The organism is Saccharothrix sp. NBAS 001, assembly GCF_056640475.1.
In genome coordinates this window covers 2,055,456-2,068,809 of sequence record NZ_CM153251.1, presented here as the reverse complement: position 1 = coordinate 2,068,809, position 13,354 = coordinate 2,055,456, and the positions used below count along the sequence as shown (strand labels likewise).

The window sequence follows — 13,354 nt, the reverse complement described above, 5'->3', positions numbered from 1 at the left end:
TCCGGGTCGGCGGGTGATCAGTCACGGGTCACGAGGTCGAACCGCATCAGCGAAGCCACCAACGGCGGGTCCGCGGGCTCCGGCGGCCCGGGTCGTCCGACATCGGGCGATTCCGGCCGGGCGGCCGGCGCGGCGTCGAGCCACAGCCGCTTGCGGTGGAACACCGGCCTGGCCAGCGCGACGCGGGCCGGCGTGTGCGGCGGGGCGGCGCTGGCGACCAGGTGGGCGTTGGTGCCGCCCAACCCGAACGAGCTGACCCCGGCGACCCGCTCCCGCCCGGCGGGCCAGTCGACCGGTCCGGTGGTCGGGCGCAGCGGCGAGCGCGCGAAGTCGAAGCGCGGGTTCGGCGTGTCGCAGTGCAGGGTCGCCGGAATCCGGCCGTGTTCGAGCGCGAGCACCACCTTGAACAGCCCCGCCATGCCCGCCGCGCTGAGCAGGTGGCCCAGGTTCGACTTGACGCTGCCGATCTCGATCGGGCCGGGCACGCCGCCGAACACCTCGTTGAGCGCGCGCAACTCGATCGGGTCGCCGATCAGCGTGCCGGTGCCGTGCGCCTCCAGCATGGCGACGTCGGCGGGCGCGCGTCCGGCGACCGCCAGCGCCTGCCGCACGACGTCGGCCTGCGCCACCGGGTTCGGCGTGGTGACGCCCATCGTGCGGCCGTCGTTGTTGACCGCCACCGACTCGATCACCGCGTGCACCCGGTCGCCGTCGGCGAGCGCGGCGGCCAGCGGCTTGAGCAGCAGCACCCCGCACCCCTCGGCGGGCACGAACCCGTCCGCGCGCTGGTCGAACGTCCAGCACCGCCCGGTCGGCGACAACGCGCGCGCCGCGCTCAGGTCGAGGTACGACTCGTGGTCGAGCAGCACCTCCACCCCGGCGACGACGGCGAGTTCCGACTCGCCGGCGAGCAGGCTGCGGCACGCGAGCTGCACCGCCACCAACGACGACGAACAGGCGCTGTCCACGACCAGGTTCGGCCCCCGGAAGTCGAACTGGTGCGCGACCCGGGCCGCGATGAAGTTCTGGTCGGACCGCAGCACGTCGGCCCGCGCGGGCACCCTGCGCCCGTACTCGGACAGCCGCGCGCCCACGACCACCGCGACCCGCCGCCCGCGCACCTCGTCGGTGGTGTGCCCCGACTCGGCCAGGCACTCGGCCGTGCCCTCCAGCACCATCCGGATGGCGGGGTCGAGGCACCTGGCCTCGTCGTCGGCCATGCCGAAGTACCCGGGGTCGAACCACTCGATGTCCTCGACGAACCCGCCCCACTTGCTGATCGAGCGACCCAGGCCGGGCTCGGGCGAGAACCACCGGTCCACGTCCCACCGCGACTTCGGCACCTCGGTGACCGCCGAGCGGCCGCGCGCCAGGTTGTCCCAGAACGTCACGGGATCACCCGCGCCGGGGAACCGGCACGCCATCCCGACCACCGCGACCCGCGCGTCACCGGCCGGCAACGCCCTCGGAGCCGCCACCGCAGGCGCTGGGGCAGGCTCGACGGCGGCCGGGGGCACAGCGGCGGCCGGGGACACGGCCGGGGCAGGCGCAACGGCGGGGGCAGTGGCGGTCAGGTCCAGTCCGAGGTGGTCGGCCAGTCGTGCCAACGTCGGGTGCAGGAGCAGGGTCGCCGGGTCCAGCGGACGCCCCAGGCGGTCCTCGATGCGCACCAGCAGCTCGCCCAGCAGCACCGAGTCGACCCCGAGGTCGCCGAACTCGGCGGTCGGGTCGAGGTCGCGCTCCGGGATCCCCAGTGCTTCGGTGAACAACGCCACCAGCCACCGACCGGGCACCGCCCCGTCCACCACCGCCACCGGCTCGGGCTCGACGACCTCCGGCAGCGCGGACACCGGGACCGCAGGCACCGGCACAGCAGGCGCGGGCACGGCAGGCACCGGCACAGCAGGCGCGGGCTGTCCTGGACGTGCCGACAGCAGGGCGTCGAGGTCGGGCGGCGCGCCCAGCGGCGGGCACGGCAGGAGCACGTCACCCACCGGCAGCACCAACACCCGGTCGACCACGCGCAGACCGGCCGCGTCGTCCAGCGGCCCGATCCCGGCCGGCGCGCACGGGTTGGGCAGCGCGCTGGTCGACCCGGTCTGCGCCCACTGCGGCCAGTCCACCGCGCGGAACTCGGTGCGCCCGGCCCGGACGAGCCCGCGCACCAGCTCGTCCACCGCCATGTTCGCCGCCGCGTAGTCGCTCACCCCGGCTGCCAACGAGGGCACCGTGGAGCACACCGACGAGAACACCAGGAAGAACTCCAGCCGGTCGGCCGCGCACAGCCGGGCCAGCGCCTCGAACCCGTCGAGCTTCGGCGCGAGCGTCGCACGGACGTCCGCGATGTCCTTGTGCACGAACGCCGGAGCGCCTTGTGCCGCCACGCCCGCGCAGTGCACGACTCCGCGCAACGGCCCGAGTTCCGACCGCACCCGGTCCAGGAACTCCGCCACCCCGGCGAACCCGCCGCCGTGCCGCAGCACCCGGACTCCCTTGGCGCGCAACGCGTCGGCCACCTCGTCGGACTCGCGCACGCCGATCAGCGCGATCGCCCGCGCGCCCCGGTCGGCGAGGTGTCCCGCCACCAGCGCGCCCGTGCCCCGCGTGCCGCCGGTCACCAGGTAGGCCCCCGCCGGGTCGCACTGCGGCGCGGACCACGGCGCGGTCACCGCCTCCAACCGAGGCCGGTGGCGGACGCCGTCCCGGTAGCGCACCTCGCCGAACGGATCGGCACTCCCCCACTCGGCGAGGACGTCGTGCCACCCGTCGGTCCGGTCGGTGTCCAGCACCGTGGCGTCGACCCGCGCGTACTCCGCACCGAGCGAGCGCACGAACCCGGCGGTGCGGACGTCGTCACCCGCGACGTGCACGACCCGCAGCGCGGAACGCGGACGTTCGGTCAGCAGGCCGCGCAACACCGCGACCCTGGTCTCCCAACCCGGTCCGCCGGGCAGCGAGACCAGCCCGCTCACCTCGGGAGTCCGCGCCAGCACGGCGGCCAGCTCCGACTCGTCCCGGACGGCCGTGGCACCGAGCGCCGTCACCGCCGCCCGGTCGCCGCCGACGCACAGCACCACACCGGTCCTCGGCACCGGCGAACGCGCCGGTTCGGGCGTCCAGACCTTGCGGTACAACGGGGTTTCCACGGCCGCGCGCTCGGGCAGCCAGCACCGGACGGCGGCGAACGGGTAGGTCGGCAGTTCCACGACGGTCCGTCCGGGGGCGTGCAGCCGCTCCCAGTCCACGAAACCGCCGCCGACCCAGTGCCGGGCGAGTTCGGCGGGCGAGGCGGTGTCCGGCAGGGCGTCCGACGGGTCCACCGACGCGGGCGCGCGGCCGAGCAGCACCCTGGCGTCGGTGCGGTAGGACTCCAGGCACTCGCACAGCGTCGCCACGTCCTCGACGACCACCGCGAGCCGCTGCCGCAAGGGTTCCCGCCCGACCTGGAGGGTGAAGGCGATGTCCGCGAGCGCCGGTCCACCCGCCAGGAGCGCGGCGGCGTGGTCGGCCGCCGACTCGGCGAGGTCGCCGGAGGCGATCCGCCGCAACGCTGCCAGCAGCCGGCCCGGTTCCGGTTCGCGGTCGGCGCGCAGGTGGGCGACGAGTCGGCGGACCACCTCGTCCAGCCGGTCCGCGTCGTAGGCGGAGAGCACGACGACCTGGGGCCCGGCGGGCGCGGGACGGGGCGCGACGGCGGGCGGCGCGGCCACCACGGCGTGCGCGATGGTGCCGCCCGCGCCGAACGAGCTGATCCCGGCGACCCTGGGCCCGGTCCACTCCGCGCGCTCGCGCTGGAGCCGGAACGGGACCTGCGCCCAGTCGATGCCGGGGTTGAGTTCGCCGGCGTGCAGCGACGGGGCGAGCGTGCCGTGCCGCAGTTGCAGCAGCACCTTGGTGAGCCCGGCGAGCCCGGCGGCGGCCTCGGCGTGGCCGATGACCGATTTCACCGAACCGATCGGCACGCTGCCCGCCGGCAGGTCGCCGTACGCCCGGGTGAGCCCGTCGACCTCGACCGGGTCGCCGAGCGCCGTGCCCGCGCCGTGCGCCTCGACGTAGCCGATCTCGGCCGGTCCGGTGCGGGCGTCGCGCAGCGCGCGGCGCACCACGTCGGCCTGCGCGGCGGGGCTGGGCACGATGTAGCCGTTGGTGCGCCCGGCGTGGACGACGGACGTGCCCCGGATGACGGCGTGCACGCGGTCGCCGTCGGCGAGCGCCCGGTCCAGCGGTTTGAGCACGACCACGGCCACGCCCTCGGCCGGCACGAACCCGTCGCCGCCCGCGCCGAAGCTGCGGCAGCGGTGGTCGCCGGAGGTCAGCGACATCCGGTGCTGCTGGATGAACTTGTTGGGGTGCAATGAAAGGCTCACCGCGCCCGCGATCGCCACCTCGGTCTCGCCGCGCCGCAGGCAGCCGACCGCGAGGTCCAGGGCGACCAGGGCGGAGGAGCACATGGTGTCGACGGTCAGGCTGGGGCCGCGCAGGTCGAAGTGGTAGGAGACGCGGTTGGCGATGCCGCCCAGCGTCGCGCCGGAGTCCTGCGGCGGACCCGACAGCGTCCGCTCCGCGCCGAACAGCGGGTACTCGTTCCACATCGCGCCCGCGTAGACCGCGACGGACGAGCGGTGCCGTTCGCGCAGCCGGGTGCGCGGGTAGCCGGCGTGCTCCAGCGCTTCCCAGGCGACTTCGAGGAACTGCCGCTCCTGCGGGTCCATGAGCGCCGCGTCGCGCGGCGTGATGCCGAACAGCAGCGGGTCGAACCGGTCGACGCCGTCGAGGTAGCCGCCCTCCATGAGGTGCACCGGCCAGCCGGGCCGGGCCCGGTCGGCGGGGTGCGGGGTCACGCAGTCCCGCCCGCCTTCGAGGTTCGCCCAGAACTCCCGCAGACCGCGCGATTTCGGGAACCGGCAGGAGATCCCGACCACGGCGATCGGCACGTGCGCCGCCGGCTCCGACCGGTCGCCGACCTCGGTCCGGGGCGCGTGCACCGGCACGCCGGTCGACGGCTCGGCCACGTGCGGCGGCTCGGCGTCGTCACGCACGGCGATTCGCGGCTCGGTCGGCGCGGCGGACGGGCGGGTTTCGTCGGGGGCCGTACGACCGTTGGCGGCCAGGGCGGTCGCGACGGCGGCGAGGGTGGCGTGCTCGAAGAACAGCGTGCGGGAGCGTTCGCCGAGATCACGTTCCAGGCGCGCGTTCACCTTGCTGATCACGAACGACGACAGGCCCTGGTCGGTCAGCGGCACCCGTGCACCGACCGAGGACTCCGCGAGACCGGACTCCTCGGCGTAGGCGCGGACGAGGTAGCGCAACAGCGCCGGCTCCCGCGCCGGTCGGTCCGCCGGGTCGTCCGCCCCGAACGGGTAGGTCGGCAGCGGCACCCGGCGGCCCGGCACCGGCCAGTACCGGCGCCACTGGACGGCACGTCCGGCGACCCACTCGGCCGCCGCGTCCGACTCCGCGGCGGGCTCCGGCCCGGGCGGCACGGCGGCAGCCACGCCGTGCACCACCGCGTCGTCCGCCCGACCCGCCAGGAACGCCGCCAGGCCGTCGAGCAGGCCGCGCAGGTCGTGGCACCGCACGGCCAGCCGGTGCGCCAGCGGCGTCCGACCCACCTGCGAGGTGTAGGCCACGTCGGCCAGCGCGGGCGGCTCGGCGAGCCCGGCGAGGTGGTCGCGCAGGCGCTCGGCGGACCGGCGCAGCCGTTCGTGCCCGGCGGCCGACAGCACGACCGCGCGCGGGTTAGCGGGTGGTTGCGTCACGAACACCTGCCCCGTCTGACGAAAGGCGTCCGGCCGGCGGATCGCGGCCGACGACCACGCTAGGCAGCCCGCGCCCGACCGACCGCTCAACACTGAGCAGCCGCACGCGGATCCTCCGGGGGCTCAGTGTTGAGCAGAAACCCCGAGCGTCCCGCCCGTACAACCAGGGCGTCGCGGACAACCGATGAGGAGAGAGCCGATGACCACCACCCTTGGTCCCCCGCAGGCGCTGCACCAGTCATCGCTGCCGCTGGAACGCGTCCTGCACTCCACCAACTCCGGGTTCATCCTGCACCGGGTGGGTCAGCTCGCCTACGAGTTCGCCGCCGAGGGCCGGCGGTTCAGCGTGGACCTGTTGCGCTACATCAACGAGTCGCAGGAGGGCGTCGCCACGTCGTTCGCGTTCGAGGAGGCGTTCGGCGTCCGGGACCGGCTGCACTGGTTCATCCACCTGAAAACCCCGGCGGACTACGCGATCCTGCTGAACATGGTCGACCACGACCTGGAGTTCCGGCGGATCTCGGACGACGACCGCCTGCCGCACAAGGGCGGCGGCAACTGGGACCGGATGTTCCTGCACCGCAGCCTGCACGAGGACGTCCTGGTGCCGCAGCACGGGATGGACCACGACGACGACGATGACGACCACCACGGCGGCGGTACGTTCGTGCCGCCCGCGTCCTCACAGCTCAGCCAGCCGCCGGAGCTGCGGCTGAACTCCGCCACGGCGGGCGCGATCGTGGTGCGCACCTCGGACGTGAAGTACGAGCTGCGCGAAGAGGGCCGGATGTTCCTCGCGCACTGGCAGCACTACGTCAACGAGAAGCTGGCGGGCAAGGTCACCGCGACCCTCTACGAGCAGACGTGGGGCCAGCAGGACCACCTGTGGCAGCTGATCCACCTCAAGAGCCCCGAGGACTACCACGAACTCCAGGCGCTGGAGCGCAGCCGGGACATGACCGCCGAGATCTTCGAGCGCCAGCGGGTGCACGAGACCAAGGGCGGCGGCGCGTGGGACAAGCTGTTCATCCCCGCCAGCATCAAGGACACCCTGCTGCTGCCGCACGCGCCGAACAGCGATGGCTGAGCCGGTCGGGATCGAGGACGTCAACGTCTACCCGGGCCGCGCCCGGGTGGACGTGCGGGCGCTGTTCGAGGCGGGCGGGCTGGACCTGAGCCGGTTCGCGAACCTGATGATGGAGCACCGCTCGGTCAACCTGCCGTGCGAGGACCAGGTGACCAACGCGGTCAACGCCGCCAAGCCCCTGGTCGACGCCCTCGATCCCGGCCGCCGCGACAGCATCGAACTCGTCGTCGTCGCCACCGAGTCCGGTTTGGACTTCGGCAAACCGCTGAGCACCTACGTGCACCAGCAGCTCGGGCTCGGCCCGGCCTGCCGGTCGTTCGAGGTCAAGCACGCCTGCTACGGCGGGACGGCGGCGTTGCAGACGGCGGCGGCGCTGGTCGCGGCGAGCCCGGTGCCCGACGCGCGGGCGCTGGTCGTCTCGACCGACATCGCCAGCCCGTCCACCGGGGGCAGCTACTGGGAGCCCTCGGAGGGCGCGGGCGCGGTGGCGCTGCTGGTCGGCCGCGACCCGGCGGTGCTGCGGCTCGACGTCGGCGCGAACGGCTACCACACGCAGGAGGTCATGGACACCCTGCGGCCCCGGCCGGACTTCGACATCGTCAACTCGGACCTGTCGCTGCTGGCGTACCTGAACTGCCTGGAGCAGTCGTTCGCCGGGTACCGGCGGCGGGTGGCGGGCGCGGACATCGTGGACACGTTCGACTACCTCGCCTTCCACATCCCGTTCGCGGGCATGGTGAAGGGCGCGCACCGCACGCTGCTGCGGCGCACCAAGGGGTGGGACCGGGCGGCGATCGACGCGGACTTCGACCGGCGGATGGCCCCGTCGCTGCTGCACACCACCAAGGTCGGCAACCTGTACTCGGGATCGCTCTACCTGGCGTTGTGCTCGCTGATCGACCACGCGGACTTCGCCGCCGCGCGCCGGGTCGGCCTGTTCTCCTACGGTTCGGGCTGCGGCTCGGAGTTCTACAGCGGCGTGGTCTCCGAGCGGGCCCGCGACCGGCTGGCCGCCCGACCGATCGGGAAGGCGCTCGCCGACCGGCGGGAGCTGACCGTGGCCGAGTTCCGCGCGCTGGACGGGTTCCTGGGCGACCGGGCGTTCGGCACCCGGGACGCGGTGGTCGACACCACGCCCTACCAATCCATTGTGGACAGTCACTTCGCCGGCCGCGGCCTGCTGCTGCTGGACCGCATCGAGGACTTCCACCGAGTCTACCGGTGGAGCTGATGGCGTTGCGCACGATCACGGTCACCGAGGAGCCCGGCCTGACGCGGATCACCCTGGCCCGGCCGGGCCAGGGCAACGGCATCGACGACGTGGTGATCGGCGAGCTGCACGCGGCGCTGGACGCCGCCGAACGCGACCCCGAACGCCCCGTGGTCGTGCTGTGCGGCCAGGACGGCGTGTTCAGCGACGGCATGAACTTCTCCGCCGCCGCGGACAACGACGCGTCCGACGGCGGGGCGGCGTTCTTCGACCTGTTGCGGCGCTTCACCACCGTGCCGCGCGTGGTCGTCGCGCAGGTGGACGGGAAGGTCGCGGGCGGCGGGGTGGGGCTGGTCGCCGCGTCGGACCTGGTGCACGCCACCGAGCGCAGCACGTTCGCGCTTCCGGAGGCGCTGTGGGGGCTGCTGCCGTGCTGCGTGCTGCCGTTCCTGGTGCGCCGCACGGGGTTCCAGAAGGCGTACGCGGCGACGCTGAGCACTCAGGCCGTACCGGCGCGGGAGGCGCACCGGTTCCACCTCGTGGACGAGCTGACCGAACGGCCGGAGACGGCGTTGCGGCAGCTGGTGTTCCGGCTCACCCGGCTCGACCCGGCCGTGGTCGGCGACGCGAAGCGGTACTTCGGCGGGTTCTCCGGGATCGACGACGGCGCGAAGGAGCGCGCGGTCGGCGAGTTCTCCCGGCTCATGTCGTCATCGGCGGTGCGCGGGCGGATCTCGGCGTTCGTCCACCACGGCCGCTACCCGTGGGAGCGCTGAGATGACGCGTGCGTGGGTGTTCCCCGGACAGGGGTCGCAGAAGCAGGGCATGGGCGCGGAGCTGTTCGACCGGTTCCCGGCCGAGGTCGCGGTGGCGGACCGGGTGATCGGCCTGCCGCTGCGCGAGCTGTGCGCCGACGTGCGCGGCGAGTACCTGGACAAGACCCGGTACGTGCAGCCGGCGGTGTTCGCGGTGACCGCGCTCGCCGGGCGCGCGGCCCTGGCCGACGGCCCGCCGCCCGACCTCGCCGCCGGGCACAGCCTCGGCGAGTACGCCGCGCTGCACCTGGCCGGGTGCCTCGACTTCGAGACCGCGCTGCGGCTGGTGGTGCGGCGCGGCGAGCTGATGGGCGAGGCGGCCGGCGGCGCGATGCTCGCCGTGCTCGGGCTGCCGAGGGCACGCGTCGAGGAGGTGCTGGCCCAGGTCGAGGACGTCGACCTGGCCAACGACAACCTGCCCGACCAGGTCGTGCTGGCGGGCAGCCGCGACGGCGTGCGGGCGGTGATCGAGGCGGTGCGCGTGCTCGGCACCGGGCGCTGCGTCCCGCTCGCGGTGAGCATCGCCGCGCACTCGCGGTTCATGGCCGGCGCGGCGGCCCGGTTCGCCGAGGTGCTGCGCGACGTCCGGTTCGCGGCACCGGCGTTCCCGGTGCTGGCCAACGTGACGGCGCGGGCCCACCGCCCGGAGGCCGTCGCCGACCTCCTGCGCCGCCACTTCACCGAGCCGGTCCGGTGGTGGGACACGCAGTGCCTGCTGGCCCGCGCGGGCGTCGCCGAACCCGTCGAGATCGGCCCCGGCGAGGTGCTCACCAAGATGTGGCGGCGCGCCGCGCCCGTGCTGCCCCCGCCGGACCCCCGCCCGGCGCCGGCCGACCACGCCGTCGGCACCCCGTCGATTCCCGTCGACGGCACATCGGCCCACCTCGCCACGGGCGCGCCGGAGTTCCGGAAATCACCCGATCCCGAAGTGCCGAAATCACCCGATCCCGAAGTGTTCCCGCACCGGGTCACCCACCCCCCGGCGGCCTCCGAGCCGGGTTCGGCGGCCCTGCGCGCCGACTACGACGTCCGGCACGCCTGCCTCGCAGGCTCGCTCGACCACGGCGTCACCTCACCCGCCCTGCTCCGCCGGCTCTCCGAGGCCGGCCTGCTGGGCTTCCACGGCACGCGGGGGCTCGACCTCGACGCCGTCCGCCGGGTCCTGGGCGAGCTGCGGCACGTCGCCCGGTACGGGATGGCGTGGCCGGCCGGTGTGGACGAACCCGCGATCGCCGACCTCTACCTGGCGCACGGCGTCCGGCACGTCGAGGTCGCCGGGACGCACACCGACGTCTCCCCCGACCTCGTCCGGTTCCGGTTCGCCGACGGCCCGCGCCAGGTCCTGGTGCGCGTCGCGGACCCGACCGCCGCCGCCCGCTTCCTCAAGCCCGCCGACCCCGCCGTGCTGCGCGCGCTGGTCGCCGGAGGTCGCCTCACCGCACGGGATGCGGCGGCGGCGGCCGGGCAGCCGGTGGCCACGGACATCGCGGTGGAACGGGACTGGCCGGCCGTCCTGCCCGCCGTGGCCGCGACCGGGGGCGCGCGGTTCGGCGTCGCCGGCGTCGGATCGCCGTCCGCCGTTGCCGCCGCGTTCACCTTGGGCGCGGACTTCGTGCTCACCACGACGGTCAACCAGGCCACGCCGGAAGCCGCCACGTCGGACGCGGCCAAGGACCTGTTGGCGGCGCTGGAGGTCGCCGACACCCGGGACGCGCCGGACCCCGAACTGTTCGAATTGGGCGGTCGCGCCCCGGTCGCGCGCAAGGGCACGCTGTACGCCGCGCGCGCCGAACGCCTCTACCGGCTCTACCTGCGGCACGACCGGATCGAGGACCTGCCCGCCGACAGCCGGGCGGAGCTGGAGCGCACGCACTTCGGGCGTCCGCTGGAGGAGGTCTGGTCCGGGCTGGGCCGCCCGGCCCGCGACGACCGGCACCGCCTGGCGCTGGTGTTCGCGGCCTACTGCCGGGAGGCCACGGCGGCGGCGCTGGCCGGCGTTCCCGGGCAGCGCCTCAACTACCGGGTGCCCAGCGGCACGGACGTGGGCGCGTTCAACGGTTTCGCCGCCGGCACGCCGCTCGCGCACTGGCGGGCGCGGCACCCCGACCTGATCGCCGAGGAGTTGATGTCACGCGCCGCCGGGCCGCCGGGGCGGCGCTAGCCGCCGACGAGTTCGGTCAGCTTGAGCACGGACTTCCAGTTGCGGGTCGTGCTCACCGTGCCGGTTTTCCGCTCCACGAAGGCGTTCTGGAGCTTGGTGCGGCCGTAGCCGCCGGGCACGTGCAGGAAGACCTCGCGACCGAGCACGGTCAGCACGCCGGTCTCGCCGGCGGGCGGCACCAGCAGCGCTTCCTTGCCGTCGAGGGGCAGCGCGTCCAGGAACGTGACGTGCAGCTTGGTCAGGTCGTCCTCGACGTCGAGGTACGGGTTGGCCGCGACGACCGCCTTCATCTCCTCGTGCGAGCGCAGCAGCACCGGCACGTCCTTGCCCCACTTGTCGGCGATGCCGCGCCGGATCCGCGCCACCACCTCGGCCTCGTCGTCGGTGTCCGCGCCGAACACGACGTTGCCGCTCTGGATGTAGGTCTGCACGTCCGAGAACCCGCTGTCGGCGAAGACCTGGCGCAGTTCGACCATCGCCATGGAGCTGCCGCCGCCGATGTTCACGGCCCGGAGGAGTGCGACGAAGCGCGTCATGGCGCAGATCATAGCCACAGGTCCGGCCTCGACCGGGCGGACCCGTGCGGCGCTCAACTCTGAGCAGACCACGCGGTCGGTCCGGACGTAGAAACCGTGTCAGCAGCCAGTTGGCGGCCGAGGGAGGACCTGGTGGCAGCAGTGGCAAGCGGAAGTGGTGCCCGATGTCGGCCGACACCGCGTCCGACGCAACCGTCCTCCCGGTCGCACGTGACTCCCCGGACCGAGGAGACCCCATGAGCGTTCCCACCTCCGCACTCGTCGTGCCCGACCTGCTGCGCCTGCGGGCCGAGCAACTGCCCTTACGCGAAGCCATCAACGTCCGGGGGCTGCGCACGATCACCTACGGGGACTGGGACGCCCGCTCCAACGCCGTGGCGCACGGCCTGCTGGCGCGCATCGGCGGACCGGGCCGCGGCGTGCGCGTCGCCCTGCTCTACAGCGGCGACGACTGGATCGACTACGCGATCGCGTACTACGGCGTGCTCAAAGCCGGGGCGACGGCCATCCACGTGAACGACTCGCTGCCCGTCGAGGAGCTGGAACGCCGGTTCGCGCAGTGCGCGGTCGTCGGCGTGATCCACGGCGGGCCGATCACCTGGGCGGGGACGGCCGACCGCTGGTCGCTGACCGTCGCCGAGCTGGACGGCGGGGACACCTCCGCGCCGCGGGTCGACATCCGGCCCGACGACATCGCCGACATCCTCTACACCTCCGGCACGACCGGGCCCGCGAAGCCGTTCACCAACCCGCACGGCACCCCCACCTACGGGCGGGGCTCGGCGGCGCTGGGCACGTTGGACGACACCGCCCCGCTGCTGGCCCCGATGCCGATGGGCACGACGTCGAGTTCGACGACCGTGGCGGTGCTGGCCACCACCACGCCGTCGCCGCTGATCGTCTGCTCCCCCGACGACCCGGAGGAGCTGGCCCGGCTGGTGGCCGAGCACGGCTGCGGCACGGTCATCCTCACCCCGTGGACGGCGATCCGGTTGATGGCGATCCGCCCGGCCGAGCGCTACGACCTGAGCACCGTCAAGAGCATCGGCAACGCCTCCGCGCCGATGCCGCCGCGGGTCGCCCGCGACCTGCTGCGGGCGATGCCGAACGCGGTCATCAACAGTGCCTATGCCCAATCCGAGGCGGTTCCTGCCATTATGCTCGGCACGGTCGACCCGGACCGGCCGATGTCGGTGGGCCGGGTGGGCCGGGGCACCGAGATGGTGGTGGTGGACGAGCACGGCGATCCCGTGCCCACCGGGCAGCTCGGCGAGATCTGGCTGCGCAGCGAGGCGCCCAAGAGGCTGTACCTCGACCAGGAGCTGAACGAGAAGGTGCACGCCGGTGGCTGGACCCGCACCCGCGACCTGGGGCGGGCCACCGAGGACGGCGAGCTGTTCCTGTTCGACCGCAAGGTGGACGCCATCACGACGTCCGGGCGCCTGGTGTCGTCGCTGGAGGTGGAGGCGGCGGTCTACGAGCACCCGGCGGTCCGCGAGGCGACCGTGATCGGCTTGCCCGACGAGGAACGGGGGCAGGCCGTGACCGCGGTCGTGTCCCTGGACGACTCCGTGGACGACGCGGAGCTGCTGGCGTTCCTCGCCGAACGGCTGGAGCCCCACCAGGTCCCGGTCGCGATCCACCGGATGGAGCAGCTGCCGCGCGGCGGGACGGGCAAGGTGCTGAAGTTCGAGTTGCGCCGGGAGCTGGCGCGCAATACTCCATCCGGCGGGGAATAGGAAAAACAAATGACCCCATAAATAGATGCGGGTCATGGATTTTCGGA

Annotated in this window: 7 protein-coding genes; 5 read left to right on the top strand and 2 right to left on the bottom strand. The window is 73.9% G+C overall.

Going from position 1 to position 13,354, the window contains the following annotated elements; genetic code table 11:
* Positions 1 to 17: 17 nt before the first annotated feature.
* A complete protein-coding gene (locus tag AC0HI0_RS08945; protein WP_480931816.1) occupies positions 18 to 5,759 on the bottom strand; it encodes an SDR family NAD(P)-dependent oxidoreductase in 5,742 nt (1,913 codons plus the stop codon).
* A 199-nt stretch (positions 5,760 to 5,958) separates the two neighbouring features.
* Here AC0HI0_RS08945 and AC0HI0_RS08940 point away from each other — a divergent pair, with 199 nt between their 5' ends.
* From AC0HI0_RS08940 to fabD, 4 genes are read left to right on the top strand one after another with little or no spacing between them, the layout of a single operon-like run.
* Positions 5,959 to 6,846, top strand: coding sequence for a DUF6039 family protein (locus tag AC0HI0_RS08940; protein WP_480931815.1), 888 nt, complete (start codon positions 5,959 to 5,961; stop codon positions 6,844 to 6,846).
* A complete protein-coding gene (locus tag AC0HI0_RS08935; protein ID WP_480931814.1) occupies positions 6,839 to 8,077 on the top strand; it encodes a hydroxymethylglutaryl-CoA synthase family protein in 1,239 nt (412 codons plus the stop codon). The genes AC0HI0_RS08940 and AC0HI0_RS08935 overlap by 8 nt, the downstream gene beginning before the upstream one ends.
* Complete coding sequence (locus AC0HI0_RS08930; protein ID WP_480931813.1) at positions 8,077 to 8,832, top strand: enoyl-CoA hydratase-related protein; 756 nt, start codon at positions 8,077 to 8,079, stop codon at positions 8,830 to 8,832. Before AC0HI0_RS08935 ends, AC0HI0_RS08930 begins: the two co-directional genes overlap by 1 nt.
* Position 8,833: 1 nt before the next feature.
* On the top strand, positions 8,834 to 11,032 hold the full coding sequence (gene fabD / locus AC0HI0_RS08925) for an ACP S-malonyltransferase (RefSeq protein ID WP_480931812.1): 2,199 nt from the start codon (positions 8,834 to 8,836) through the stop codon (positions 11,030 to 11,032).
* Here fabD and AC0HI0_RS08920 read toward each other — a convergent pair.
* Positions 11,029 to 11,568, bottom strand: coding sequence for a DUF1697 domain-containing protein (locus tag AC0HI0_RS08920; RefSeq protein ID WP_480931811.1), 540 nt, complete (start codon positions 11,566 to 11,568; stop codon positions 11,029 to 11,031). The two genes, fabD and AC0HI0_RS08920, sit on opposite strands and share 4 nt — an antisense overlap.
* Positions 11,569 to 11,804: 236 nt before the next feature.
* Between AC0HI0_RS08920 and AC0HI0_RS08915 the strand changes: the two genes are divergently transcribed.
* Positions 11,805 to 13,307 (top strand): class I adenylate-forming enzyme family protein, encoded by a 1,503-nt coding sequence (locus tag AC0HI0_RS08915; RefSeq protein WP_480931810.1) that lies wholly within the window; start codon positions 11,805 to 11,807, stop codon positions 13,305 to 13,307.
* Positions 13,308 to 13,354 lie beyond the last annotated feature (47 nt).

What these genes read in the sequence shown, in the direction of transcription:
- AC0HI0_RS08940 (WP_480931815.1), top strand. Translation starts at nt 5,959, where the DNA reads ATGACCACCACCCTTGGTCCCCCGCAGGCGCTGCACCAGTCATCGCTG.
- AC0HI0_RS08935 (WP_480931814.1), top strand. Translation starts at nt 6,839, where the DNA reads ATGGCTGAGCCGGTCGGGATCGAGGACGTCAACGTCTACCCGGGCCGC.
- AC0HI0_RS08930 (WP_480931813.1), top strand. Translation starts at nt 8,077, where the DNA reads ATGGCGTTGCGCACGATCACGGTCACCGAGGAGCCCGGCCTGACGCGG.
- fabD (WP_480931812.1), top strand. Translation starts at nt 8,834, where the DNA reads ATGACGCGTGCGTGGGTGTTCCCCGGACAGGGGTCGCAGAAGCAGGGC.
- AC0HI0_RS08920 (WP_480931811.1), bottom strand. Translation starts at nt 11,568, where the DNA reads ATGACGCGCTTCGTCGCACTCCTCCGGGCCGTGAACATCGGCGGCGGC.
- AC0HI0_RS08915 (WP_480931810.1), top strand. Translation starts at nt 11,805, where the DNA reads ATGAGCGTTCCCACCTCCGCACTCGTCGTGCCCGACCTGCTGCGCCTG.